Here is a 25,555-nt window from a genome sequence, read left to right on the forward strand (position 1 = left end):
CCCACAGGGCCCTCCCCTAGGCTGGACCGGCAGCGACCCCCGCACAGGAAGGCTCCTCATGCCCGGCATCCACTCCGACATCACGACCGCTTTCGGCAACACGCCGCTCGTGCGTCTGAACCGCGTGACCGAGGGCCTCGGGGCCACCGTGCTCGCCAAGCTCGAGTACTACAACCCGGCATCGAGCGTGAAGGATCGCATCGGCATCGCGATGATCAACGCCGCAGAGGCATCGGGCGAGCTGAAGCCCGGTGGCACGATCGTGGAGTCGACGAGTGGCAACACCGGCATCGCACTCGCGATGGTGGGCGCCGCCCGCGGTTACCGGGTCATCCTGACGATGCCTGCCTCCATGTCCAAGGAGCGCCGTGTGCTGCTCAAGGCCTTCGGCGCGGAGATCGTGCTCACCGATCCCACCAAGGGCATGAGCGGTGCGATCGAGGAGACCAAGCGCATCGTCTCGGAGACGCCCGGCGCGATCTGGATCCGTCAGTTCGAGAACCCCGCCAACCCTCAGATCCACCGCGAGACCACAGCGCAGGAGATCCTCCGCGACACCGACGGTGCGGTCGACATCTTCATCGCTGGAGTCGGCACCGGCGGGACGGTGACGGGAACCGGGCAGGCCCTCAAGGCCGCGAAGCCGGGCATCCAGGTCATCGCCGTCGAGCCCAAGGACTCCCCTGTGCTCAGCGAGGGCCACCCCGGACCGCACAAGATCCAGGGCATCGGGCCGAACTTCGTCCCCGACGTCCTCGACCGCGATGTGCTCGATGAGATCATGACCGCGGAGTTCGACGAGTCGCTGCGGGTCGCCCGTGAGCTCGCCGCGAAAGAGGGTCTGCTCGTCGGCATGTCGTCCGGCGCGGCCGTCGCCGCGGCGCTCAAGGTCGCCGCGCGGCCCGAGAACGACGGCAAGACGATCGTCGTCGTGATCCCGGACACCGGTGAGCGCTACCTCTCCACCGCGCTGTTCGAGGATCTGCGCGAAGACTGAGACGTCGATGGGCATGATCGGACGAATGCGCGAGGACGTCGCGGCGGCTCGCCTTCGTGACCCCGCCGCACGCAGCTCCGTCGAGGTCGCTCTGCTGTACCCGGGGCTCCACGCCATCTGGGCGCACCGCGTCTCGCACGCGCTCTGGCGACGCCGACTGCGATTGCTCGCGCGCGCGGGCTCGCAGCTGTCGCGCTGGCTGACCGGGATCGAGATCCATCCCGGCGCGCGCATCGGCCGTCGGTTCTTCATCGATCACGGCATGGGCGTCGTGATCGGCGAGACCAGTGTGATCGGCGATGACGTGATGCTCTACCACGGCGTGACTCTCGGCGGACGGACGCGCACCTCCGGCAAACGCCACCCCACGCTCGGCGACGGCGTGGCGGTCGGTGCCGGTGCGAAGGTCCTCGGCCCCATCACGATCGGCCCCGGCTCCGTCATCGGTGCGAACGCCGTGGTCACCCGTGATGCTCCAGCGGACAGCATCCTCGTCGGGGTTCCGGCGAAGCCGCGCCAGCGCAATACCGGCGAAGACACCAGGGCACTGCTCACGGCGCCGGACTACGCGATCTGAGCGGCGCCGGGCCCGGACGGCCTAGCGGCGTGTGGTCTTGACGGCCTCCACCTTCTTGCGAAGGAAGATGAGAGGAAGCAGGACGCTGCCGAGAGCGGTGATGAGCCACACGATCACCGAGCCGAGAAGCCAGCCGGTGAGGTCGGTGATGCGCAGCCCTCCGATGGGCAGCAGCACCACGATGATGAGCGAGATCAGCGTCGAGAAGATGCCGATGCCGCCCATGAGCACGGGCGCGTAGCGCGTGGCCATCTTGCCGACCCACGGCGCGAGGACGCTCTGCAGGATCGCGAAGATCAGTATGCAGATGACGAAGCCCCACCACTTGTCCCACTCGATCTGGAACCCGTCGAGGGCGAGGTCGGCGGCGATCAGGCCGAGTCCGGCCGACACGACGTACATGAGGCCGCGGAACAGAAGTGTGATCACGGCCCGAGCATAGCGCTCGCGCGGCGCGTCAGGAGTCGGAACCGACCGCGGCGAGCCGCGCTTCCTCGTCTGCCGTGATCGCACTCTCGATCAGCGGATCGAGCGCTCCGTCCATGACCTGATCGAGGTTGTACGCCTTGAAGCCCGTGCGGTGATCCGCGATGCGGTTCTCGGGGAAGTTGTAGGTGCGGATGCGCTCAGAGCGGTCCATGCCTCGGATCTGCGATCGGCGGGCATCGGATGCCGCGGCGTCCAGCTCCTCCTGCTGACGCGCGAGCAGACGGGCACGCAGCACGCGCATACCCGCCTCGCGGTTCTGCAGCTGGGACTTCTCGTTCTGCATCGACACGACGATGCCGGTCGGCACGTGGGTGATGCGCACCGCGGAATCGGTCGTGTTCACCGACTGGCCACCCGGACCGGATGAGCGGAACACATCGATCTTGAGGTCGTTCTGGTCGATGTGGATCTCTTCGGGCTCGTCGACCTCGGGGAAGACGAGCACCCCGGTGGTCGACGTGTGGATGCGCCCCTGCGACTCCGTCGCGGGCACACGCTGCACGCGGTGCACGCCCCCCTCGTACTTCAGGTGCGCCCACACGCCCTGGGCGGGGTCGGTCGAGGATCCCTTGATGGCGACCTGAACATCCTTGTAGCCGCCGAGGTCGGACTCGTTGCGCTCGAGCAGCTCGGTCTTCCACCCCTTGGACGCCGCATACTGGATGTACATGCGCAGCAGGTCGGCGGCGAACAGCGCAGACTCCGCGCCGCCCTCCCCCGCCTTGATCTCCATGATCACGTCGCGGGCATCGTCCGGGTCGCGCGGGATCAGCAGGCGCCGCAGGCGTTCCTGTGCGGTCTGCAGCTCCTCTTCCATCGCCGGGATCTCGGCAGCGATCGACTCGTCCTCCCGCGCGAACTCGCGCGCGGTCTCCAGATCATCGGTCGCCGCGATCCAGGCCTCATACGCGGCGACGATGCGAGAAAGCTCGGCATAGCGACGGTTCACGCGCTTGGCGCGGGCAGCGTCGGCGTGCACCGCCGGGTCGGAGAGTTCCTCCTGCACCCGGCGATGCTCGTCGATCAGAGTCTGGACGGACTCGAACACGGCTCAGCCGCTCAGCGGATGTTGTTGTCGTGCCCGTGCGCACCCGAGGGAAGCGTCGGGATCGACTTCTGCATCTGCACGAGGAACTCGACGTTCGAGTTGGTCTCCTTGAGCTTGCCGAGGACCACCTCGAGAGCCTGCTGCTGGTCGAGACCGGCGAGGGCACGACGCAGCTTCCACGTGATCTTGACCTCGTCGGCCGAGAGCAGCATCTCTTCGCGACGGGTGCTCGACGCGTTCACGTCGACCGCCGGGAAGATGCGCTTGTCGGCGAGGGCGCGGGAGAGACGCAGCTCGCTGTTGCCGGTACCCTTGAACTCCTCGAAGATGACCTCGTCCATCTTGGAACCGGTCTCGACCAGCGCCGTGGCGAGGATCGTGAGGGATCCGCCGTTCTCGATGTTGCGCGCCGCACCGAAGAACCGCTTGGGCGGGTACAGCGCCGACGCGTCGACGCCACCGGAGAGCACGCGGCCCGATGCCGGGGCAGCCAGGTTGTACGCACGGCCGAGGCGGGTGATCGAGTCGAGCAGCACGACGACGTCGCGTCCGAGTTCGACCAGTCGCTTCGCACGCTCGATGGCGAGCTCGGCGACCGTGGTGTGGTCTTCGGCCGGACGATCGAACGTCGAGGCGATGACCTCGCCCTTGACCGAACGCTCCATGTCGGTGACCTCTTCGGGGCGCTCGTCGACGAGCACGACCATGAGGTGGACCTCGGGGTTGTTCTGCGCGATCGCGTTCGCGATCTGCTGCAGCACGATCGTCTTGCCGGCCTTGGGCGGCGCGACGATGAGACCGCGCTGGCCCTTGCCGACCGGGGCGACCAGGTCGATGATGCGCTGGGTGAGCTTCTCGGGGGCCGTCTCCATGCGGAGGCGCTCCTGCGGGTACAGCGGGGTGAGCTTGCCGAACTCCACGCGGGTGGCGGCGTCGTCGACCGACAGACCGTTGATCGAGTCGACCTTGACCAGCGCGTTGTACTTCTGACGACCCTGCTGCTCGCCCTCGCGAGGCTGCTTGATCGAGCCGACGACCGCGTCGCCCTTGCGGAGGTTGTACTTCTTCACCTGGCCGAGCGAGACGTACACGTCGCTGGGGCCGGCGAGGTATCCGGTGGTGCGCACGAACGCGTAGTTGTCGAGCACGTCGAGGATTCCGGCGATCGGGATCAGGACGTCGTCCTCGCCGATCTCGGTGTCGAACTCGTCGGTCGGGACGCCGCTGCGACGCTTGTTGCGCTGACGGTTGCGGTTGTTGCCGCCGGCCTGATCGTCATCGGCGGCGGGCTGTGTCTGCTGCTCCTGCGCTGCGCCGTTCTGACCACGCCCACGGTTGCGGCTGCGGCTGCGGTTGCGACCGCGGCCACCCTGCTCCTCGCCTCCGTCGGAGTCGTCGTCGCTGTTGTTGTTCTGCGCGTCGTTCTTCTGCGCGTCGTTGTTCTGCGCGTCGTTGTTCTGCGCGTCGTTGTTCTGCGCGTTGTTCTTCTGCGCGTTGCTGTTCTGCGCGTTGCGGCCCCGTGCGTTGCCGTTCTGTGCGGGCTCAGCGGCGGCGGCGTCGGATGCGGTGTCCGCAGCGGGCGCTGCATCCGCAGCTTCGGCCTCGGGGGCTGCGGTCTTCTGAGCGCCACGGCGCCCTCGGCCGGTCGACTTGGGCGCCGACTCCGCCGGTGCCTCTGCCGGAGCGGCATCCGCGGCCGGTGCCTCTGCCGGAGCGGCGTCTGCTGCCGGGGCCTCGGCGTCTGCCTTCTTGGCACGGCTGCGACGCGGTGCCTTCGCCTTGGGCGCGGCCTCCGTGGTCTCGGCCGACGCCTCGGCGGGCGCGGCTTCGGCCTTCGGCGCGGCTTCGGCCTTCGGCGCAGCCTCGGTCTTCGACGCGGGCTTCTCGGCCTTCGCCGCCTCGGCCTTCGCTGCTGCCGTGGCGGTGCTGGCGCGGCGCGGCGCCCGCTTGCGTGCCGGTGCGGCCTCGGTCGCGGGTGCTTCGGAAACCGAAGCGGACTGGTCGTTCTGGGTCTCGGAGAGGTTCTCCACGAGTACTCCCTTATATGTCATGGGGAATGAGCGTTGAACGCACACAACGGGTGCTGCGCGCGATCGCACGGGCTGACGCTCTGCGCCAGCCAGCCTCGGCACTTGTGCCACAGGGATTTGCGTGCGGGTCTTGCAAGATTTGCAATGGGGCCAGATTCACGTAGTTACGTGGAGCCCTCCGCTCGAGTCCCCACTGTACCACCACGCACGTCGACGGCGAGCAGGAGCGCCTCCCACGGGGTGTCGGTGACTCGATCGGCCAACTCCACCGCGTCTTGACGGCTGCCCGGCCCGTCGGCCAGCACGAGCACGCTGGGGCCGGCGCCGGACACGACGGCCGCGAAGCCCGCCTTGCGCAGCGCCTGCACGAGCCGCTGGGTCTCGGGCATCGCCTCGGCGCGGTAGTCCTGGTGGAGTCGGTCGGCCGTCGCGTCGAGCAACAGCTCCGGACTCTGCATCAGGGCCGCGATCAGCAGCGCAGAGCGCGAGACGTTGAACACCGCATCCGCCGTGGAGACGTGCGGAGGCTGCAGCGAACGCGCCTGCGAGGTCGACATCGTGTAGGCGGGGACGAGCACGAGGGGCGAGACGCCGCGGTGCACGAGCAGCTTCTTGTGCTGCGGTCCGCGCTCCCCCATCCACGCGATCGTCAGTCCGCCGAACAGGGCCGGGGCGACGTTGTCGGGATGCCCCTCGAGCTCGGTGGCGAGACGGAGGAGGTCGGCATCGTCGATCTCGACGTCGCCGTGGAGCAGTCCCTTCGCCGCGAGCACGCCGGCAGCGACAGCCGCACCCGAAGAACCGAGTCCGCGACCGTGCGGCACGCCGTTCTCGGCGATGATGCGCAGGCCGGGCATCGGACGACCCGCGTCGGCGAACACGTACGCGATCGTGCGGACGATGAGGTTCGACTCGTCGCGCGGGATCTCGGCAGCACCGGAACCGGTCACCTCGATCTCGAGTTCACCGGCCGACAGCGCCGTGACCTGCAGGGTGTCGTAGATGCTGAGCGCCAGGCCGAGCGTGTCGAATCCGGGGCCGAGGTTCGCGCTCGTGGCGGGCACCCGCACCTCGACGGTGCGGCCTTCGACGGGGTTGCCCTCGACGGGGGCAAGGGCTGCCGCCATCGTCACTCGCCTTCCACCCGGAGCACCGAGACGACCCGGGCGACGACCGCGCTGTCGGCGAGAGCGTCGACCGTGGCGCTGAGAGCCTGCTCCGTCGCGCGGTGCGTGCCGATGATCAGGCGGGCGGTCGGCTCGTCTTCGCCCTCGACGGTCTGCACGACCGTCGCGACCGAGACTCCACCGTCGCTGAGGATTCCGGCGACCGTGGCGAGCACGCCCGGCGCATCCGCGACCTCGAGGGTGATCTGGTAACGGGTGGTCACGTGTCCGATCGGGACGACCGGAAGGTTGGCCCTGGTCGACTCGCCGACCCCGACGCCGCCGGCGATGTGACGGCGGGCGGCGGAGACGACGTCACCCAGCACGGCGGAGGCCGTCTGGACGCCACCCGCTCCTGCGCCGTAGAACATCAGGGAGCCGGCGGCCTCGGCCTCGACGAAGACGGCGTTGTTGGCGCCGTGCACGGATGCGAGGGGGTGCGAGTTCGGCACGAGCGCCGGGTAGACGCGCACCGAGATCGACTCGGCGCCGTTGGCCTCGATGCGCTCGCACACCGCGAGCAGCTTGATGACGAAGCCCGCCGCGCGGGCCTCCTCGATCATGGACGGCGTGATCGAGGTGATGCCCTCACGGTAGACGGCCTCGAGCGGCACGGCGGTGTGGAACGCGAGGCTCGCCAGGATAGCGGCCTTCTGCGCAGCGTCGTAGCCCTCGACATCAGCGGTCGGGTCGGCCTCGGCGTAGCCCAGGCGCTGGGCGTCGGCGAGCACGTCGGCGAAGTCGGCGCCCTCGGAGTCCATCCGGTCCAGGATGTAGTTCGTGGTGCCGTTCACGATGCCCATGATGCGCACCACCCGGTCGCCGGCGAGCGAGTCGCGCAGCGGGCGGATGATCGGGATCGCTCCGGCGGCTGCGGCCTCGTAGTAGACGGACGCGCCCACACGGTCGGCGGCCTCGAACAGCTCGGGGCCGTGCGTGGCGAGCAGGGCCTTGTTGGCCGTGACGACGTCGGCGCCGGAGCCGATCGCCTGCAGGATGCTGGTGCGCGCCGGCTCGATGCCGCCGATCAGCTCGATCACGATGTCGGCGCCCAGGATCAGCGACTCGGCGTCGGTGGTGAAGAGCTCCTTGGGCAGGTCGACGTCACGCGGAGCGTCCACGTCGCGCACGGCGATGCCGGCGAGCTCCAGTTCCGCACCGGCACGGTCGGCCAGCTCGTCACCGTGGCGCAGCAGGAGCGCCGCGACCTGCGAGCCGACCGCTCCGGCACCCAGCAGTGCCACACGAAGTCGTCGGTATTCAGTCATGGTTGCTCCTTCGGAGGTGGGTCATTGGTCTCCCTCGGGGGCTTTCGCCCCGTCGATGCCCGCGTCGCGGGCCAGCACGTCGTCGACGGTCTCGCCGCGGACGATGACCGTCGAGTGTCCGTCGCGCACGGCGATCACCGGCGGACGCGGTACGTGGTTGTAGTTGCTCGCCAACGGGACGCAGTATGCGCCGGTGGCCGGCACGGCGAGCAGATCCCCCGGCACCAGATCGTCTGGCAGGTACTCGTGGTCGACCACGATGTCGCCGGATTCGCAGTGCTTGCCGACGACCCGACTGAGGCGAGGCTCACCGGACCCCGCGCGCGAAGCGAGGCGCGCCGAGTACTGGGCGCCGTACAGCGCAGGACGCGCGTTGTCGCTCATGCCGCCGTCGACGCTCACGTACCGGCGCACGGCGCCCGTCGCCACGGTCACGTCCTTGGTGGTGCCGACCTCGTAGAGGGTGACGCCCGCGGTGCCGACGATGGCACGGCCGGGCTCGAACGACAGGGCGGGAACGGGGATGCCGCGTGCGGCGCACCCCTCCGCGACCGAGGCGACGATCGCATCGGCGAGTTCCTCGATCGGGGTCGGGTCGTCGACGCGCGTGTAGGCGATGCCGAAGCCGCCGCCGAGGTTGAGCTGCGGGACCGGACCGCCTTCGAGCAGAGTGGCGTGCAGGTCGAGCACGCGGGACGCGGACTCGCGGAAGCCGGCGACGCCGAAGATCTGCGAACCGATGTGACAGTGCAGCCCGGCGAACACCAGACCGGGGATCTCGCGGATGCGCGCGACCGCCTTCTCTGCCTCCGGGAGCGGGAAACCGAACTTCTGGTCCTCGTGGGCCGTGGCGAGGAAGTCGTGGGTCTCGGCGTGCACGCCGCTGATCACGCGGACCAGCACGCGCTGGCTCGCACCGGTGCGCGCCGTGATCGCTGCGAGCCGTTCGATCTCGATGGCGCTGTCGACGATGATCGTCCCGACGCCGACCTCGACGGCACGCTCGAGCTCGGCGACCGACTTGTTGTTGCCGTGGAAACCGAGCGAAGCCGGCGCGACGCCGGCGGCGAGGGCGACTGCCAGCTCTCCCCCCGTGCAGACGTCGACGCGCAGTCCCTCGTCGACCATCCAGCGTGCGATCGTCGTGCACAGGAACGCCTTGCCCGCGTAGTACACCTGCGCGGTGGTGGAGTTGGCGGCGGCGGCGCGATCGAATGCGAGTCGGAACCGCCGTGCGCGCCCGCGCACCTCGTCTTCGTCGAGCACCTGCAGCGGCGTGCCGTAGGTGCGGGCGAGGGCGGTGGCGCTGACACCGGCGATGTCGAGTACCCCATCGGCATCGCGCACTGCGGATGCCGGCCAGACGCCGTCGGCGAGGTCATTGGCGTCATCGGGCACGGTGAGCCATTCCGGAGCGAGCGAATCGGCAGGGAGAAGCACTGATCACCAATCGTGGGAAGGATCTCGGGCGGGGTCGCACACATCGAGGTTGACCCGATTCTAGGGCACCGGCCGCGTCTCCCTGGTCATGGTGACGCGCCGCGTCAAGCCCCTGCAACAGCCCGTCTCCGCCTCCTAGGGTGGGGGCGTGGCGAACACTGAAACGACGAAAGACTCCTCCGCGCGTCCGGGGCTGATCCCCCGCATCACCGGACCGGTCATCGCGTGGGCTCTCGCGCGCCGGCCGGTACGCGCGGCGCTGTTGTACACCGAGCGCCGGGGACCGATGCTCGCCGACAGTGTCACCTATCGCGCACTGTTCAGCGTGTTCGCGGGGGTGCTTCTGGGCTTCTCGATCGCGGCTCTGTGGCTCGCCGGGAACCCGGTGGCATGGCAGGCGATCATCGACGCCGTGCAGTCGGCCGTGCCCGGGCTCATCGGCAAGGACGGTGTGATCAAGACGAAGGACCTCCAGGCTCCCGCGTCCCTGTCGCTCGCCGGGATCATCTCGCTCATCGCTCTCGTCGGCGCGGCACTCGGTGCCATCGGCTCGCTCCGCACGGCCGTGCGGGTTCTCGCGGGCACGCTGCAGGACGACATCCTCTGGATCTGGGTGATCCTCCGCAACCTCGCACTGGCCATCGGCATCGGCCTGGCGTTCATCCTCTCGGCCGCCGTCACCTTCGTCGGACAGCTGGGTGTGTCGTGGATCGCTGACTTCCTCGGGCTACCCGCGGATGCGCCGGTCGTGGCCTGGACCGTGCGCCTGCTCTCCCTCGTCGTCGTGTTCGCTCTCGACACGGCGATCATCATCGGCGTGTTCCTCCTCCTCTCCGGGGTGCGACCGTCGAAGCGGTCTCTCTGGTCGGGAGCGCTGCTCGGCGCCGTGGGACTGCTGGTCCTGCAGGAGCTGTCCGGACTGTTCGTGGGAGGCGCGACGAGCAACCCGCTTCTCGCCTCCTTCGCCTCGCTGCTCGCGCTGCTGATCTGGTTGAACTTCTCGGCGCAGGTGATGCTGTTCGCGTGCGCGTACATCGTGACGGCCGAAGAGGAGAAGTCCGATCGCGTGCACGCCCGCTTCGCAGCGACGACCTTCGTCCAACGACGCCTGCAGCGCGCCGAGGTCGACGTCAAGGTCGCCACCGCGGAACTGCGCACCGCGCAGGAGGCCGCGTCCGCCGAGAAGTCGGCCTAGCCCGCGCGTCTTCGTTGTGACCAGATCAGCTATTCTGGTCACAACGAGAGGACGACATGGACGCCCACCGCACAGTCATCGAACTCCCCCACGCCACGGTGTCAGCACTGGAGTGGCGGCCGGTCGCGGAGACCGGCATCCCGGTGCTGCTCCTGCACGGCGGCGGAGCCGACAGCGCCGAGCTCTCGTGGGGCGAAGTCGGACCGGCCCTCACGCAGGCAGGGCACCGCGTCATAGCGCCGGACCATCCCGGCTTCGGACACAGCCCCCGGGCCGACTGGCCGCTCACGCAGGAGCTTCTCGTCCGACACGTCGGCGAGCTCGTCGACACACTCGCACTCAGCGACTACGCGATCGCCGGGCTCTCCCTCGGCGGAGGGATGACGGTCGGGCACCTGCTCGATCAGCCCGGCCGCGCTCGCACCGCCGTGCTCCTGGGCTGCTACGGTCTGATGCCCCGCCTCGCCGACGGTTTCCGCGGTCGCATCACCCATCTGATGTCTTTCCTCCTACTGCGCTCCGGGCTGCTGGGCGCGATGACCCGTTCGTACGCACGGAACCGCCCCGCAATGGAGCGCGGACTCCGCGACCTCGTGCGCAACCCGCAGGCGCGCAGTCCCGAGCTCGTCGATGCGGTCCTCGCCGAAGCCGCCGGCGGCTCGAGCCTGGAGACGTTCGGCCAGTGGCAGCGCGATCAGGTGCTCTGGAATCGACTGCGAACGGTCTACACGGATCAGCTCGCGAGCATCCGCACGCCCACGCTGCTGGTGCACGGCGATCGCGACACCGGAGTCCCCCTCGCTCGCATCGAGACGGCAGCCGCGCTGCTGCCATCGGCGACCTTGGAGGTCGCGCACGGCGCCGGCCACTGGGTGCAGCGCGACCGCCCCGACATCGTCATCCCGGCGATGCTCGAACAGCTGAGGAGTGCCGATGCCCCGACCACGCGTTCCTGACCGACGCGCGCGCATCCTCGATGCGGCCCGAACACTCGTGCTCGCGCACGGCTTCGATGCCATGAGCGTCGCCGCCATCGCCGAGCGCGCCGGCATCGCCAAGGGCGCCGTGTATCTGGAGTTCGCCGGCAAGCGTGAAATCCTCGACGCCCTGCTGCTGCAGGGCAACGTGCGCATGGCCGACCGGGTCCGAAGCGAGCTGGGTGACCATCCTCGTCTCAGCGACGCCTGTCGGGCGACGGCTCGGGCGCTGCTCGACGACCCGCTGATGACCGCTGCGTTCCTCGACGATCGGGGCATCCTCGGCTCCCACGTGATGGAGGAGACCGATGGTCGCTACCGCGAGCGTCATCAGCGGGTCGTGCAGTGGTTCCGTGAGCTGCAGGAGCGCGGGCTGATCGTCACGGATGTCGATCCACGCACACTCGCTCTGGCGCTGTCGAGCACGACGATCGGACTGCTGTCGGCGGCACGACTGCTCGGTCCGCTCGACCCCGCCCTGCTGGAGGGCACGATCGACACCATCGGGCGGATGGCCGCGGCCTTCGAGACGGAGACATGATGCACCTGGAGACCTTCGGGCGTGCGGGCGAACCACCGCTGCTGCTCCTGCACGGCGGGGGCGTCGCCGGATGGATGTGGGAGCCGATGCGCGCCCACCTGCCTCCGCAGGCGCGGGTGCTGGTGCCGGACCTCCCGGGTCACGGGCGCAGCGCGGCGGAGGACTACGCCTCCCACCACGACACCGTCGAACTGCTCGCGCAGATCCTCGAGGGCGAGGGCCGCCCGGCCACGGTCGCGGGCTTCTCGCTCGGTGCACAGCTCGCCGTGCTGCTCGCGGCTCTGCGACCCGACCTCGTCGAACGGGTCGTCGTGATCAGCGCACAGGCCATGCCCCTGCGCATGACCGGACCGACTCTGGCACTGCTCGGCGCGACCGCAGGGCTCGCGAGGAACGAGAAGTTCGCGCGATTGCAGGCCCGGGAGCTCTTCGTACCGGAGTCACACATGGCCGACTACCTGCAGACATCGTCGGCCCTTTCCCGGGAGACGCTGCTCACCTCGGTCGAGGAGAACCTGCGATTCGTGCCGCCTGCGGACTGGGCGACATTCCCCGGGTCGGCACTGATCCTGGTCGGAGCCGCGGAGAAGAAGCTCATGAGGCGCTCGGCCGCGGCGCTGCACGCAGCACTCCCCCAGAGCACGATCGAGGTCGTCGACGGCTGCGGACACGGCATCCCGCTGCAGAGACCCGAATGGCTCGCGCGGCGCATCACGGAGGCACGCGGCGGATGACCGTGCTGCTCCGAGCGGTTCAGCTCGGACAGACGCCCTTCTCCTGCAGCGACGTGTCGGTGACGATCGCGCCGTCGACGTCGATGTCGATCACGGCTGCGCCGTCGACGATCTCCAGCCCGGTGAGGGTGAGTCCGGCCGGCAGCTGATCGGCGATGCACACCCGCTGCGGTTGTGTCAGGCCCTCGCCGAGCGACCCCAGCGTCGAGCCGACCTGGTCGAGGTCGATGTCGAGTCCGCCGATGCTCGCAGCGACCGGCGTGAGCTCCAGGTCGCCCTCCACGGCACCGGGCGTGAGGGTCAGAGAGAGCGGTACAGCAGCCCCGAAAACGCTGATCGAGCCGCTCACCGTCGCGTTCGGCGCCGCGAACTCGACCGACTCGACGGGCAGCTCGGTGCCGGCGAGCAGGGAGGTGAACTCCGCCTGATCGATGCGGATCGTTCCCGCGGCTCCGCCGAGGTCGCCGCCGCGCAGCGGGACTCCGGTCGCGGTGACGTCGGCCGCCCCCGTGATGCCCTCCAGCGTCACCGAGTCCGTCGACAGGTGCAGGGTGTCGAGGGAACCGCCGATGAGCTGCGGGAGCAACAGTCCCTGCGTCTCCACGTCGAGCTGCTGATCGGCGGGGAGATCCAGCTGCTCGATGACGATCGACCGCACGATCCCCGGGAGCACCGCGCGCGCGATGAACTCGGCGGCGACCACGAGCAGCGCCAACACGACCACCACGATCAGCAGCACCCACGGCCAGCGGCGGCGTGTGCGCGGAGCGGCATCGGCCTGCTGATCGGCGCCGTCCCTCGGGATCACGAGCGTCGGATGCTCGGCCGAGGCGTCCGGATACGGCAGGGTGTGGTTGTCGTCGCTCATGCCTGCCATCCTGCCGTACCCGACCGGACGGACGCGCGCATCACATGCGCTCGGGTGCGCGCACTCCGAGGAGATCGAGACCGTTGCGGAACGCCTGACCGGCGGCGTCGTTCAGCCACAGACGCGTGCGGTGCACGGTCTCGACCGGATCGTCACCCTGCGGGATCACACGGCAGTTGTCGTACCAGCGGTGGTAGAGCCCTGCGAGCTCCTCGAGGTACCGGGCGACGCGGTGCGGCTCACGGACCTCGGCGGCGAATGCGACGATGCGGGGGAACTCCTGCAGCGCTCCCAGCAGGGCGGCCTCGGATTCATGCGTCAGCGTCTCCGGCGCGAACTCCGAGCGATCCACGCCCGAGTCGGCCGCATTCCGCGCGACGTTGTGCGTGCGGGCGTGGGCGTACTGCACATAGAAGACCGGGTTGTCGTTCGTGCGCTTCTGCAGCAGCTCGGGGTCCAGATCCAGCGGCGAGTCCGCGGGCGAGCGCTCCAGCGAGTACCGCAGCGCGTCGGTGCCCAGCCAGTCGAGCAGGTCGTCCATCTCGATGATGTTGCCCGCGCGCTTGCTGAGGCGGGCGCCGTTGATCGAGACCATCTGCCCGATCAGTACCTGGACGTTCTTCTCCGGGTCTTCACCCGCTGCTCCCGCGACCGCCTTCAGACGGTGCACGTAGCCGTGGTGGTCGGCGCCGAGAAGGTAGATCTTGTTCTGGAAGCCGCGGTCGCCCTTGTTCAGGTAGTACGCGGCGTCAGCGGCGAAGTAGGTGTACTCGCCGTTCGAGCGACGGATCACGCGATCTTTGTCGTCGCCGAAGTCGGTCGTGCGCACCCAGACGGCGCCATCCTCATCGAAGACGTGACCCTGCTCGCGCAGACGGTCGACGGCCTGATCGATCAGGCTCGTGCCCGATGCATCCTTCGCGTGCAGCGTGCGCTCGGAGAACCAGACATCGAACGGCACGTTGAATCGATCGAGCGAGCTCTTGATCTCGGCGAGCTGGAACTCGTAGGCGAGTTCGAGCGCGACGGACGACTGCTCGCTCTCAGGAAGCTGCAGCAGGTCGGGACGCGCCTCGAGCACCCGGCCGGCGAGTGTTGCGATGTACGCACCGGGATAGCCACCCTCGGGCGTCGGCTCGCCCTTGGCGGCCGCGAGGATGGAGACGGCGAAGCGGTCCATCTGCGCTCCGGCGTCGTTGATGTAGTACTCGCGCACCGCACGCGCGCCGCTTGCGAGCAGCAGACGAACGATCGAGTCGCCCAGCGCCGCCCAACGGGTGTGCGCGATGTGGAGAGGCCCGGTCGGGTTCGCGGAGACGAACTCGACGTTCACGCTGACGCCCTCCTGCGACGTGTTCGTGCCGTAAGCCGTGCCGGCGTCGACGATGACCTTGGCCAGCGCACCCGCGGCGGCGGCATCGAGACGGATGTTGATGAACCCGGGGCCGGCGACCTCCGCGCTCGCGATGCCGTCGACAGCGGCGAGACCGTCGGCGATCTGCTGCGCGAGCTCGCGCGGGTTCGTACCGAAAGGCTTCGCGAGCCGCATGGCGATGTTCGATGCCCAGTCGCCGTGGTCGCGGTTGCGCGGACGCTCCAGCACGATGTCCTTCACGGAGACTCCGAGCGGCTCGCCGGGACGTCGTTCCTCGGCGATCGGAGCGAGGACGGCGAGGACAGCGGCGGCGAGGGATTCGGGGTTCATAGCCCCCTCAGTTTACGGGTCGGCGACCGGCCGTCCGACGGCGCGGGGCGCGCGGAATTCGCAATCGGCGCGCAGTGATCTACTCTCATCCCATGAAGGCCCCCGCCACCCGTCGTCGACTGCGCACCGCAGGGGTCGCCATCGCCCTCCTCCTCGCCGTCGCGGCAGGCGTCGTCGGCATGTGGCGACCATGGACGCCACCGCCCTCCGCCGCCCCCGTGGGAGCCCCGGCCGCGGCCGCCGGCACGGCCTCCGAAGCCATCGCGCCGGCTCCCCTCACACTGCCGGACCACCCGACCGTTCTGGTGTTCGGAGACAGCTGGACCTACGGCTCGGCGGCGACCGTCCCGACGCTCGGCTACGCGTACCTCCTGGCCGATCTGATCGGCGGCGAGACGATCGTGAACGGCGTCCGCGGCAGCGGTTACCTCAAGCCCGGCCTCGACGGCCCGACCTTCGGAGAGCGCATCGCGGCACTCGACCCCTCGCTCGCACCCGACCTCGTGATCATCCAGGGCTCGATCAACGACCGGGCACAGGGCGTCGAGGGTTACCGTGAGGCCGTGACCTCGGCGTGGGACGCCCTGGCCGCCACGTATCCGGACGCGGTCATCGTCGTGCTGGGACCGGCACCGCACGAGCTGCCGGTCGGGGCTGCGACCGCGCGCATCGACACGGATCTCGGCGAACTCGCCGGGGCCCGCGGCTGGTGGTACCTCTCCCCCATTGCCCGGAACTGGATCACCGAGCAGAACTACCTCGATGTGATCGACGTCGAGGTGGGGCGCAAGCATCCGTCCACCGACGGCCACCGGTATCTGGCAGAGAAGCTCGCCGCTGCACTCGAAGAGCTGCGCGCCGCGCCGGTCACCGAAGCGGGTGGGTCGGAGACGACCCCCGACGAGTGATATTGTCGATCGGTACGCCTCCGTAGCTCAGTGGATAGAGCGCCGGTTTCCGGTACCGTAGGTCGCAGGTTCGACTCCTGTCGGGGGCACACAGACCAACTGCACAACGACGAAACCCCGCCTGATCCAGGCGGGGTTTCGTCGTTGTGCACGTGGCGACGCCGACGGCTGACGCACTCCCTCACGCGGATCAGCCGGACGGGTTCTCCAGCGGGAACCCGTTCTCGTCCGTCGTGTCCGTCCCCGCCCCGGTGGAAGGCTTCTCCCCCACGACAGCCACATCATCCTCCGGCGCACCGCCGTCGGTGATCGTTCCCGTCGGCTCGCTGTCTTCGACGACGTGCTTCGCGCCGCGCTCCGCGGCGAGCGCCTCACCCTCCTCGATCGCCTCGTCGCGGCTGCTGTAGCTGCGCGAGAGTTCCGGAGCGCTCTCGACCTCATTCACCCACTGGCCGTTCTTCGACCTCGTGACTATCCGCAGCGCGTTCATCAGATGTCTCCGGTCCCGAGGTCGCCCTCGCCGTCCTCACCGATTTCGGCAAGGAGGGGGTCGTCCCCCTGGCTCTCCGGCTGCAACGCGGATCGGGGAAGGTCATCCGCGGGTACCTCGTCGTCTGGAGCAGCGAGCTCATCCGGGTCGGCGCCCGTGGCGGTCGCCGGGTCGAGCACATCGTCGGTCGCCCCTCCATCGAGCGCCGTCGTCTGCTCCCACTCGGCCTGAGCCGGGTCACGGCCGTCCCCGACGGCTGTGGCATCCGCATCGCGCAGCGGCTGCACGGCATCCGCTCCGACTTCCGAAACGCCATCCGGTGTCGATTCCATCTCTCCTCCTTCGTCTCGGCGTCTTCGTCGCCGAATCGGCGACCACGATCAGTCTCACCCGACCGGACGATGAGGAGCAGGGGGTTGAGCGCACCGGACGAAGCGGCTATCTTCCGAACCGCCCGCGCGTCACCCACGTCGTCACATCAGGGAGGAGTCGTAGCCGTCCGGCGACTCCGGCTCGTCGCCCGGCTCGAAAGCCGGTCCGGCCTTCGGCGTGAGCGCGTGCGCACGCGCGAGCAGTCGTCTCGCTGCGCCTTCGTCGTCATCGAGCTCCGGTGCCAGGCCTGCGTCGACCACGGCGATGGGAAGCGTCGTTCCGAGCGCAAGACGGACGTACGAACGCTCGCCGCCCGACCCGACGATGGGGATGTCGACGACGTCGGTACGTCGCTCCTCCGTCAACGCCAGCCAGTACTGCACCACCGCATCGGCCGTCGCGTCGCCGGTCAGATAGCTTCCGACCTGGGTGATGAGTGTCTTCATGGTCACTCCCTCGACTCGTCCGGATGCTTCGCCGCCGGGTCCGTGGCGGCGCTTTCACACTAGGTGGAGCCATCCCCGCACATGACCCCCTTGCGATTTCGGCCTCGCGGTGATTCAGTGCGGATCCTCGACCGACGGTGACCCGGCTGGAGGTACACATCGCGGCCCTGCGGTCGACGGCATCGCCCCCACCGGGTGACCGATGACTGTGCGACGACACCGCGGGTGCGACCCTGGAGGCGATTGCCGCCCACTCATCGAGACGCGAGGACCCGACATGACCGATCAAAGCTCTCTCCCCTCCTGGCGCGACACCCGCACGCGCAGAGACATCGAGGCCTTCGTCGCCTCCGTCACGGAGGGCCCGGATGCGGTGCCGGTCGAGGAGCGCATCGCCGTGTTCGACAACGACGGCACACTGTGGTCGGAGAAGCCGATGCCCACGCAACTGCACTACGTGGTCGAGCAATGGCGTACAGCGGCGGAACGCGCGCCGGAGCTCGCGGAGCGGCAACCGTACCTCGCCGCGGTGAGTGGCGACTTCGGCTGGCTGAGCGCGGCGATCGACAAGCACTACAGCGGTGACGACTCCGATCTGAAGACCATCATCCAGGCGCTCGTCGGCCTCACCGACGGGATGAGCGTGGAGGACTACGCGCTCTCTGTCGGAGAGTTCTATCGCACGGCGCAGCATCCGGCCCTGAAGCGGCCGTACGCCGACGCCGTGTACCAGCCGATGGTCGAGTTGCTTCGGTACCTCGAGCGCCACGGCTTCACCTGCTACATCGTGTCGGGCGGCGAGCGCGACTTCATGCGACCGATGACGCAGGCCAACTACGGCATCCCGCCGGAGCGCGTCGTGGGCTCGGCCTTCGGTCTCACCTGGGACGACGCCGACGCGACCGTGAAGTACTCGTCATCCCTCGCATTCTTCGACGACGGACCCGAGAAGCCGGTGCGCATCTGGAGCCGCATCGGCCGACGGCCGCTGTTCGCTGGCGGCAACTCGAACGGCGACACGGCCATGCTCGACTTCGCCCGCAAGGGACCCCGCCCCGGATTCGCGATCCTGATCCACCACGACGACCCCGACCGCGGCGACGCACCCTACGACGCGGGCGCGGAGAAGGCGCTCGCTGCCGCCGATGACGCCGGGTACACCGTCGTGAGCGTCAAGGACGACTGGGCGACCGTGTTCCCCCAGGCCGCTTCCGAGGTCGACGGCGCCTGAACGACGCAAGAGGATGCCCGGGGAGCGCGGCTCTCCGGGCATCCTCCTGCGTGGCGGCTCACGAAGCGGCGGTGACCACCGGAGATTCCGGGTCGGCGGTCTCGATCCCCATGCCATCCGTCTCGGGCGTCCCCGGGGCATCCAGGGGATCCGCCTCCGCGGTCGGGCGCCGCAGCAGCTCGATCAGGATCATGAAGACGATCAGTCCGATCGTCACGCCGACCACCGTCCCGAACGAGACGGGTCGCGTCACGATCAGGATGAGCAGTGCGAGAGCCATGCCGACGATGACGATGGGTCCGTGGAACCTATCCACCGCGAGACCGAATCGTCCGGTGGACAGGCCCCGTCGCTCCCAGGTCCCGCGCACCGCGGAGAAGCCGCTCTCGAGGACACCACGAGTGGCCCCGGCGCTGCGGCTCGAACCGGCGAGCCACGCCCACACCGCGATGAGCACGCCGACCATCGCCAGCGCGACGATCGTCGAGCTGAGAAGCGAGGTGACCTCGTCGAACAGGGCTTGTGCGGCGGCCGACGTCATGATCGACGGGCTCACGGCCCCGATGAAGAACGTCCGCCCGATGCCCATGCCTGCGGAGAGCAGGAGGAAGGCGACCGCGAACGCGGCACTGGTCCAGAAGAGCGCGCGCGGGCGGTTCCGGGCGATCAGGATGCCGGCGACCACGAGGCCGAGCACGACCCAGGGCAGCCAGAACCCTGCGGCGACGGCGATCTGGTAGACGGTCCGCACGAGCACCAGAGCGTCCGCCTGGGCGATCGGGATCGATCGGTCGATCTCCGGGATCAGATCGGCGAAGCCGACACCGCGCTCGGCCAGCACCGACTTGACCCGCTCGACGACGAGGCCGAGGTCGATCGAGAGCACCCCGTCGTCCGCCAGCTGCAGCGCGGTGTCCGGGCTGTTCTGCATGATCGCGACAGCGCGCTCGTGGGTGAAGCGCAGCGACTGCGCCCAGATATCGGCGAACTGGTCCGAGGCGACGACGTCGTGGATCACCCCGTCGACGAGGGATGTCAGTCCGCTCGCCGCCGGCGCCTCCAGGAGGGTCAGCGCCGATGCTGCGCGCGGCGGCAGATCGAGCTCGCGTAGTCCGTCGAACACCTCGCCGACCACAGCCGTGAGGTCGACCTGCTCCTGGATGGCGGCGCTGGCCTGAGCGGCGACGAAGTCCTGCACGTCCGGATCCTCGGCCAGGGGCGCGAACGTCGCCACGAACCGATCGGCGTCGACCAGCTGCAGGCGCGCCCACGTTCCCATCGCCGCGATCGGCGCGAGCAGCACCGCCACGGCGAGCACGATTCCGGCGACGATGCTCCTGCCCACCGGTCGGCGACGAGGCTTCTCGCGAGTCTCGCTCTTGAGTGTCTGGTTCTCCTGTTCGAGGAGGAGCACCCGGGCTCGCAGATCATCCAGTTCGCTCATTCGCTCTCCTCCTCGTGCGGTCGCGTCGCTCGCGTGTGCCGACGACGGCCAGGCCTCTCAACTCAGGAGCTTCTGCTTTGCCGCAGCGAACTCCGTCTCGGACAGCACGCCGGCGTCCTTCAGCGACGCCAGCTGCTGCAGCTTCGCGATCAGATCATCCGTCCCGGCCGGCGCACCCGCCTGTACCGGAGGAGCCGCATACTGGGCTGCCGCGTTCTGCGCGGCGGCGTCGACCTGCGCCTGCTGCTGAGCGGCTTCGTACTGCTGCTGCTCGTACTGGCCCTGCGCACGCTCCTGCTGATGCCGCGACATCGCACCGCCGACCGCCGACGCCGTTCCCGCCACCACCGCGGTCCTGGCGGCCAGTCCGATCAGTCCCGGGCGACCGAATCTTCTCAAGGGCATGTCATTCACCTTCCTGATCGAGGATGTCCATCATGGCGTTCACGACGGGTGCCGGCACGCGCTCACTACGGAGCACCTGACCGCCGGCGGCGGCGAGGTTCTGCGCGAGGGCCCGGGCGAAAGCGAGTTCCAGGACGACGACGGCAGCGGACTGACCGGGGGCGAGAGCGCTCGCGAGGGCCTCCACGTCCTCTTCGCCGGCCAGTCCGGCGGCGATCGGCTCGAAGTCGTCGAGTCCGAGGGAGTCGTCTTCCGTGTCGAGCTCGACGATCTCCACTTCCCCTGCCGCCGACTTCGACAGCAGGACGAAGTCGAGCAATCGCACGACCCCGCTGTCGACGAGGTCGGTCAGCGCGCGGAACGTCGCCGGGTCTGGACGATCGCCCTCGAACCCGACGAGGTAGAACTCGGCGGGGCCGAATCGGAAGTCATTCATGGAGTGTCCCTTCTCCCGGCGACGACGTACCGGGACTCTGCGGCCATGCTCGCACTGCCGCGATCGGGGCGATCGCCGCCCTCACCCCGATCGGATGAGAACCTCGTCGTCCGGCGGCTCGACCTGCCGGGCCGGGGGTCGCCCGCTAGGGGTGAGCGGCTTTCCCGCGCCCGTGGAGGCGCTGTCACTATCGCCGTACGCAGTAACTCAACGAAAGGGGTCCGAAGTGTCCATTTGGGAAAGCTTCTGGGACATCATCTGGTGGTTCTTCTGGGTCTTCGTGTTCATCTCCTACCTGATGGTGCTCTTCAACATCGTGGCCGACCTGTTCCGGGATCACGCCCTCAACGGGTGGTGGAAGGCCGTGTGGATCATCTTCCTCATCTTCGTGCCCTTCCTCACGGCGCTCGTCTACCTCATCGCACGCGGCAAGGGAATGGGCGAACGCAGCGTCTCGGCGTACCGGGAGCAGCAGCACGCTGCCGACTCCTACATCCGCAGCGTCGCCGGATCCAGTCCCAGCGATGAGATCGACAAGGCGTCGAAGCTCCTCGCGGCGGGAACGATCACTCCCGACGAGTTCGCCGCCATCAAGACGCGCGCACTGAGCTGACATCGTGGCTGAGGTGGTCGATATGTCCCTGCAGGCGCTCGGCGACGTCGAATTCGTCGTCGTGCGCCTGGAGGACGACCGCCTCAGCCCCGACATCCTCGAAGCCCTGCTCCGACAGGTGGAGAGCGGCGCCATCCGCCTTCTGGACTTCCTTCTCATCCGCCGGCTCGGCGCGGAGGACTGGCACCTCATCGAGATCGACGCCGATGAGTTCACCCTCGCCGGTCTCGGTCTGGACACCCCTGGTCTCGTCTGCGAAGACGACGCCCGGCACTTCGCATCCGGGCTCCCCATCGGCTCCCTCGCAGCACTCATCCTCGTCGAGCCGACCTGGAGTGAACGCTTCTCCCACGATGTCGACCGTCGGGGTGATCGGATCCTCGCGACCCAACCCATCCCCGCCTCGATCGCGAACACGGTTCTCGCATCGGCGCTGCGCCAGCCCTGACGCGTCGGCGGGCGAGGAACGCGGCGCGGGGTCAGACGGTCGTCCGCACGGCCTCTCGGCGGGAGGACACCCCGAGCTTCCGGTAGATGGCGCGCTGGTGGGTCTTCACCGTGTTGATCGACACGGCCAGCTCCCGAGCGATCTCGTGCAGTGTGCGCGCCGTCTGCAACTGCTGGAACACATCGCGCTCCCGCTCCGAGAGCGTCTCCACCAGCGAGCCGGCGGCGTCGTTGGCGAGGCATCGACCGATGAAGTCCTCGAACTGCGTGCCGAAATGCACGTGCTCGCCCAGCAGCTTTCGCACCGCCGCCTCACGCGGTCCGAACGGCAGCCGGATGTTCTCCCCGGAGGCGACCGCGACCGCGGCTTCGCACAACTCGTGCGCCTCGTCGTGGTGCCCGGTGTGACGGCGCAGCACGGCGGCGGTGATCAGGGTCGCGGTCTTCACGTACGACACCTCGCTGAACGCCCGCAGCGATCGCAGCATCTCCAGAGCTGCGGGGTAGTCACCGGCGCGGCGCAGCACACCGGCGAGCGTGACGTTCACGACCGGCAGGTCCGGGCAGTGGATGTACTTCCTGGCGATCCGCAACGCGCGGTCCTGTCGACCGACCGCCTCCTCGAGAACCGCGACGGACGATTCCCGAAATGCCGGCCAGGAGATACCGTGGACGACCTCGAGCGGGATGTCCTGCACGCCGATCGCCGCGCGACGGCATGTCGGGACATCACCGGTCTCAGCCGCCGTGTACGCGATCATCATCCGCGCCACGCCGGTGAAGGAACGGTCGGAACTCCCGTTGGCGATCACCGTCCCGAAAGCCCGCATCGCTTCATCGAACTCCCCCGACCAGTACGCGACGTACCCGGCGGCTGCGGCGGCGCTTCCTCCGGCGTAGGTGCTCCAGGGAAGACTCACGTCATCCTCATGATGTGCCGCGGCCAGCGATGACCTCGCATCGACGAGGCGACCCGCCCAGGTCTGGCCGAAGGCGAGATGCCCCAAGGACCGCTTCGCGAGTTCGCGATCGCCGGAGCTCTGCGCCTCCCTCGCCGCGGCCGAGAAGTACTCGAGCGGGATCATCGGGTTACCGCGGTGCCGGATCTCGGTCCACCCGAGGAGATAGTTGAGTGCCGCGCGGTCTCCGAGCTCGGTCGAATCCGCGTCGAGGAGCATCTGCCGCACCTTCGCACTCGCTTCAGCGACCTCTGACCGCTCGTCGGTGATGAACAGACGCGCGATCTGCAGGACCGCGGGCTCCGTCCCGTCGCCGGTGCGCGCGATCATCGCCTCTGCGCGCCGGAAGAGCTCGCGCGCGACGCGATGGTCGCCGAGCACATCGCTTGCGCACGCACGCACCAGGAGCACCTGCGCGTCGTCGGGCGTACGGCGCAACATGTCGATCGCCGTCTGCTCGATCTCCGCCGCGCGGGCACCGACCACGAGGCCGAGCCAGTGGTGCAGCAGCGTCTCCCTCGCGATCTCCGCATCTCCCGCACGAAGCGAGTGCGCGATCGAGGCGGTGGGGTCCGTCGCCTCGAGCGCGATGGCGGCGCGGCGATGGCAGGCCGCAGCCCGAGCGGTGTCGAGCGCGACGATGTCGGCGCACTGCTTGGCGAACGAGGTGTGCCACCGGTAGACGACGCCGTGCGGACCCTCGAAACGATCGAGGAAAAGACCGAGCCGCACGCACGTCTCCAGCAGCTCTGCCGCATCCGGACGTTCGGTCACGGCGGCGGCGAGCTCGGGAGTCAGCTCGCCGCAGACGCTGCCGTCGAGCACGAAGTCGGCGATCTCGGCCGGCAGCGCCCCGAGCACGTGTTCGCGGACGTAGGTCCCGAGGAAGCTCGACGCGCTCTGTGCGCGGGCGTCGGGTCGGGCACCGCCGATCATCATGAGCCGCACGGCGATCGGCCACCCTCTGGACTCCGCGAAGATCGTCTCGGCAGCGAGCCCGGCTCCGTCTGCGGTGCGCAGGAGCTTGACCTCCGGGGCCGTGAAGCTGAGCGTGTCCACACCGACGAAGGAAGCAGGATGCGTGAGTCGATGCCGCGAGAGGGTGACCTCGAGCAGCGTCGTCCCGACCAGCACGACCCGGAGATTCTCGGGTGCCTGCTCCGCGAGCATGCCGAGGAGCCCGGTGCGCCAGCTCTCACCGGCGCGGTGCGCGTCGTCGACGATCAGGTGCATGGGGGTGTCGAGCGCCTCGAGGGCGCCGCAGATCTCCTGATAGGCATGCTCGGGATCGTCGAGGTCCCGCGCGAGTGCGAGTGGACGCCCCGCACGCTCGGCGCCGACGAGCAGAGCATGCACGACGCCGTACGTCAGACGCGAAGGGTCGGAGTCGAAGGAACTGAGGCTGAGCCAGGCGACCTGCTCGAGCCCGGAAGCCCAGTCGGCGACCGCGGTCGTCTTGCCGAAGCCACTCGGCGCGCTGACGACCGTCAGCGGGTCGATCGCCGCTGCATCGGCGATCGCGGTGCTCACCCTTTCCCGGCGGATGGCACCCGGTTGGGGCCCCGGTGGGCGGAAGCGCACCACGGGTCCCGGCGTCGTCGATCGTACGGGGGGCGACATGGCACCAAAGCTAGTGGCGTCGGCGCCCCGCCCTCAAGGGCATCCTCCGGGTGATCTTTCAGTCCGCGAGGCCTCTCCCGGCGTCGCGTTTGAGTGCGTCGGCGGTGCGGATGAACAGGATGATCCACGTGAAGACGACCGTCCCCGCCACCAGCTCGACCGCGGTCAGGGTGTAGTAGCCGACGGCGAAGAACACCGCGAGCAGCAGGATCAGAAGGGTGAAGACGTAGCCGACGAGCAGGAACGTGCGCGAGACGCCCGGCACCCACCACCGGACGGCGATGATCAGCACCGCGTAGGCGACCACCATCCCCGAAGCCACCCCGGTGTGCAGGGCGAAGTGCTCATCCACGGGGAACACCCCCACCAGACCGAGGAAGATGCCGACGATCACGAGGCACGTGCGCACCGAGGCGGCCCCGCGCGGATGAGGCGTCGGAATCCCCTTCGTCGCGTAGCGGGCCAGCGTCGTCACCAGGATCCCGGCGACGATCAGGGTGAGGTTGAAGGCCCGGGCGGAGAGGTCGTCCGTCATGCCGAGAGCGCTCAGGTTCTCCTTCCACCACTGCGGGTCGCTCGCCGTGAGCATGCTCGCGAGCACTCCCAGCACGAGGAACACGGCGAGAACCGTGGCCAGCAGCTGCAGGTCGAGGTGCGTGGCGGAGTAGTAGGTCACGTATGCGGTCAATGCGGCCGCGGCACCGGCCAGCATCAGCACAGGTACCGGGAACACCGCAGCGCCGATGAGTCCCGCCTCGACGATCGTCGCCGCCAGGGTCCACCCGAGTAGCGCGATCATGGCGTGCGCGAAGGCGAACGCGGCGATGTCGACGATGTCGAGCACCCCGAGTCGGTCGCGCCGCGCCGGGTCGGCCGCGATGACACGCCCGAGCACGAAGACGACGATCGCCGTCACCGCCGACATCAGCGCCGCGAACTGTCCGAGCGAGTCGGGACCCGCGATCGGCGCGGACTGCAGCCGGAACACGGGCAGTGCGACGAGGGCGGCGAGGACGAACGCGAAGATCGAGATCTGGAGCCCGATGGCTTCCCGAGCGCGCTCTCGTGTGGCCCCGCGGGAGCGGGCTTCCGTGAGGAGATCGTGCCCTGCTGGCGTCGACGACATGAGCTCAGTCTCCTTCTCCGCTG

General features: G+C 69.0%; 26 protein-coding genes and 1 tRNA gene. 11 read left to right on the forward strand and 16 right to left on the reverse strand.

Annotated features, from left to right (window positions below; all coding sequences use genetic code 11):
• Positions 1 to 58 precede the first annotated feature (58 nt).
• Positions 59 to 997: a cysteine synthase A gene (gene cysK / locus ACCO44_RS14480; protein WP_029261869.1), complete on the forward strand. Its 939-nt coding sequence runs from the start codon at positions 59 to 61 to the stop codon at positions 995 to 997.
• Between the two features lie 7 nt (positions 998 to 1,004).
• A complete protein-coding gene (epsC, locus tag ACCO44_RS14485) occupies positions 1,005 to 1,574 on the forward strand; it encodes a serine O-acetyltransferase EpsC (protein WP_029261870.1) in 570 nt (189 codons plus the stop codon).
• 21 nt (positions 1,575 to 1,595) lie between these two features.
• Here the strand turns inward: epsC and ACCO44_RS14490 are convergent, their stop codons facing one another.
• The 6 genes from ACCO44_RS14490 to lysA form a co-directional block, all read right to left on the reverse strand.
• The gene (locus ACCO44_RS14490) at positions 1,596 to 2,003 is read right to left on the reverse strand and encodes a phage holin family protein (protein WP_029261871.1); all 408 of its coding nucleotides are present in this window, start codon (positions 2,001 to 2,003) and stop codon (positions 1,596 to 1,598) included.
• Between the two features lie 28 nt (positions 2,004 to 2,031).
• Positions 2,032 to 3,111, reverse strand: coding sequence for a peptide chain release factor 1 (gene prfA, locus ACCO44_RS14495; protein WP_029261872.1), 1,080 nt, complete (start codon positions 3,109 to 3,111; stop codon positions 2,032 to 2,034).
• Positions 3,112 to 3,122: 11 nt separating this feature from the next.
• Positions 3,123 to 5,141, reverse strand: a complete 2,019-nt coding sequence (rho, locus tag ACCO44_RS14500) for a transcription termination factor Rho (RefSeq protein WP_372467073.1) — start codon at positions 5,139 to 5,141, stop codon at positions 3,123 to 3,125.
• 164 nt (positions 5,142 to 5,305) lie between these two features.
• On the reverse strand, positions 5,306 to 6,268 hold the full coding sequence (gene thrB / locus ACCO44_RS14505; protein WP_372467074.1) for a homoserine kinase: 963 nt from the start codon (positions 6,266 to 6,268) through the stop codon (positions 5,306 to 5,308).
• A 2-nt stretch (positions 6,269 to 6,270) separates the two neighbouring features.
• Positions 6,271 to 7,575, reverse strand: a complete 1,305-nt coding sequence (locus ACCO44_RS14510; protein ID WP_105709726.1) for a homoserine dehydrogenase — start codon at positions 7,573 to 7,575, stop codon at positions 6,271 to 6,273.
• Positions 7,576 to 7,596: 21 nt separating this feature from the next.
• Positions 7,597 to 9,015 (reverse strand): diaminopimelate decarboxylase, encoded by a 1,419-nt coding sequence (gene lysA / locus ACCO44_RS14515; RefSeq protein WP_372467076.1) that lies wholly within the window; start codon positions 9,013 to 9,015, stop codon positions 7,597 to 7,599.
• Between the two features lie 148 nt (positions 9,016 to 9,163).
• Between lysA and ACCO44_RS14520 the strand changes: the two genes are divergently transcribed.
• From ACCO44_RS14520 to ACCO44_RS14535, 4 genes are read left to right on the forward strand one after another with little or no spacing between them, the layout of a single operon-like run.
• Complete coding sequence (locus tag ACCO44_RS14520; RefSeq protein WP_372467078.1) at positions 9,164 to 10,210, forward strand: YihY/virulence factor BrkB family protein; 1,047 nt, start codon at positions 9,164 to 9,166, stop codon at positions 10,208 to 10,210.
• 56 nt (positions 10,211 to 10,266) lie between these two features.
• Positions 10,267 to 11,166 carry an alpha/beta fold hydrolase gene (locus ACCO44_RS14525; protein WP_372467079.1) on the forward strand — a complete coding sequence of 300 codons (900 nt, stop codon included), beginning with the start codon at positions 10,267 to 10,269 and terminating at the stop codon, positions 11,164 to 11,166.
• The gene (locus ACCO44_RS14530; RefSeq protein ID WP_262000760.1) at positions 11,144 to 11,728 is read left to right on the forward strand and encodes a TetR/AcrR family transcriptional regulator; all 585 of its coding nucleotides are present in this window, start codon (positions 11,144 to 11,146) and stop codon (positions 11,726 to 11,728) included. Before ACCO44_RS14525 ends, ACCO44_RS14530 begins: the two co-directional genes overlap by 23 nt.
• On the forward strand, positions 11,725 to 12,462 hold the full coding sequence (locus tag ACCO44_RS14535) for an alpha/beta fold hydrolase (RefSeq protein WP_372467082.1): 738 nt from the start codon (positions 11,725 to 11,727) through the stop codon (positions 12,460 to 12,462). The genes ACCO44_RS14530 and ACCO44_RS14535 overlap by 4 nt, the downstream gene beginning before the upstream one ends.
• 19 nt (positions 12,463 to 12,481) lie before the next feature.
• Here the strand turns inward: ACCO44_RS14535 and ACCO44_RS14540 are convergent, their stop codons facing one another.
• Positions 12,482 to 13,330, reverse strand: a complete 849-nt coding sequence (locus ACCO44_RS14540) for a DUF2993 domain-containing protein (RefSeq protein WP_372467083.1) — start codon at positions 13,328 to 13,330, stop codon at positions 12,482 to 12,484.
• A gap of 40 nt (positions 13,331 to 13,370) precedes the next feature.
• Complete coding sequence (gene argS, locus ACCO44_RS14545; protein WP_372467085.1) at positions 13,371 to 15,035, reverse strand: arginine--tRNA ligase; 1,665 nt, start codon at positions 15,033 to 15,035, stop codon at positions 13,371 to 13,373.
• Between the two features lie 92 nt (positions 15,036 to 15,127).
• Between argS and ACCO44_RS14550 the strand changes: the two genes are divergently transcribed.
• Entirely contained in the window at positions 15,128 to 15,943 is an 816-nt protein-coding gene (locus tag ACCO44_RS14550; protein ID WP_262000756.1) for an SGNH/GDSL hydrolase family protein, read from the forward strand.
• Between the two features lie 16 nt (positions 15,944 to 15,959).
• Positions 15,960 to 16,032 (forward strand) — tRNA-Arg (locus ACCO44_RS14555).
• A 101-nt stretch (positions 16,033 to 16,133) separates the two neighbouring features.
• Here ACCO44_RS14555 and ACCO44_RS14560 read toward each other — a convergent pair.
• From ACCO44_RS14560 to ACCO44_RS14570, 3 genes are all read right to left on the reverse strand, one after another.
• Complete coding sequence (locus ACCO44_RS14560; RefSeq protein WP_081860039.1) at positions 16,134 to 16,433, reverse strand: DUF2188 domain-containing protein; 300 nt, start codon at positions 16,431 to 16,433, stop codon at positions 16,134 to 16,136.
• Positions 16,433 to 16,765, reverse strand: coding sequence for a sugar ABC transporter ATPase (locus ACCO44_RS14565; RefSeq protein ID WP_105709719.1), 333 nt, complete (start codon positions 16,763 to 16,765; stop codon positions 16,433 to 16,435). The genes ACCO44_RS14560 and ACCO44_RS14565 overlap by 1 nt, the downstream gene beginning before the upstream one ends.
• 141 nt (positions 16,766 to 16,906) lie before the next feature.
• Positions 16,907 to 17,251, reverse strand: a complete 345-nt coding sequence (locus ACCO44_RS14570; protein ID WP_372467088.1) for a hypothetical protein — start codon at positions 17,249 to 17,251, stop codon at positions 16,907 to 16,909.
• Between the two features lie 277 nt (positions 17,252 to 17,528).
• Here ACCO44_RS14570 and ACCO44_RS14575 point away from each other — a divergent pair, with 277 nt between their 5' ends.
• Positions 17,529 to 18,482: an HAD family hydrolase gene (locus ACCO44_RS14575; protein ID WP_372467090.1), complete on the forward strand. Its 954-nt coding sequence runs from the start codon at positions 17,529 to 17,531 to the stop codon at positions 18,480 to 18,482.
• Positions 18,483 to 18,540: 58 nt separating this feature from the next.
• On the opposite strand, the gene ACCO44_RS14580 is transcribed toward ACCO44_RS14575, so the two are convergent.
• From ACCO44_RS14580 to ACCO44_RS14590, 3 genes are read right to left on the reverse strand one after another with little or no spacing between them, the layout of a single operon-like run.
• Positions 18,541 to 19,926 carry a hypothetical protein gene (locus tag ACCO44_RS14580; RefSeq protein ID WP_105709716.1) on the reverse strand — a complete coding sequence of 462 codons (1,386 nt, stop codon included), beginning with the start codon at positions 19,924 to 19,926 and terminating at the stop codon, positions 18,541 to 18,543.
• 57 nt (positions 19,927 to 19,983) lie between these two features.
• Positions 19,984 to 20,331, reverse strand: coding sequence for an SHOCT domain-containing protein (locus ACCO44_RS14585; protein WP_029261889.1), 348 nt, complete (start codon positions 20,329 to 20,331; stop codon positions 19,984 to 19,986).
• Between the two features lies 1 nt (position 20,332).
• Positions 20,333 to 20,767 carry a DUF6325 family protein gene (locus tag ACCO44_RS14590; RefSeq protein WP_372467092.1) on the reverse strand — a complete coding sequence of 145 codons (435 nt, stop codon included), beginning with the start codon at positions 20,765 to 20,767 and terminating at the stop codon, positions 20,333 to 20,335.
• Between the two features lie 226 nt (positions 20,768 to 20,993).
• On the opposite strand from ACCO44_RS14590, the gene ACCO44_RS14595 reads away from it, so the two are divergent.
• Together ACCO44_RS14595 and ACCO44_RS14600 are read left to right on the forward strand one after the other, a co-directional pair.
• Positions 20,994 to 21,380 carry an SHOCT domain-containing protein gene (locus tag ACCO44_RS14595; protein ID WP_029261891.1) on the forward strand — a complete coding sequence of 129 codons (387 nt, stop codon included), beginning with the start codon at positions 20,994 to 20,996 and terminating at the stop codon, positions 21,378 to 21,380.
• Positions 21,381 to 21,384: 4 nt separating this feature from the next.
• Entirely contained in the window at positions 21,385 to 21,828 is a 444-nt protein-coding gene (locus tag ACCO44_RS14600) for a DUF6325 family protein (RefSeq protein ID WP_136025836.1), read from the forward strand.
• A gap of 31 nt (positions 21,829 to 21,859) precedes the next feature.
• On the opposite strand, the gene ACCO44_RS14605 is transcribed toward ACCO44_RS14600, so the two are convergent.
• Both ACCO44_RS14605 and ACCO44_RS14610 read right to left on the reverse strand, forming a co-directional pair.
• Positions 21,860 to 24,316 (reverse strand): LuxR C-terminal-related transcriptional regulator, encoded by a 2,457-nt coding sequence (locus tag ACCO44_RS14605; RefSeq protein ID WP_372467094.1) that lies wholly within the window; start codon positions 24,314 to 24,316, stop codon positions 21,860 to 21,862.
• Positions 24,317 to 24,464: 148 nt separating this feature from the next.
• Positions 24,465 to 25,532 (reverse strand): DUF998 domain-containing protein, encoded by a 1,068-nt coding sequence (locus tag ACCO44_RS14610; RefSeq protein WP_262000750.1) that lies wholly within the window; start codon positions 25,530 to 25,532, stop codon positions 24,465 to 24,467.
• Between the last annotated feature and the right edge of the window lie 23 nt (positions 25,533 to 25,555).

Source organism: Microbacterium maritypicum (assembly GCF_041529975.1).
Classification (GTDB): domain Bacteria; phylum Actinomycetota; class Actinomycetes; order Actinomycetales; family Microbacteriaceae; genus Microbacterium.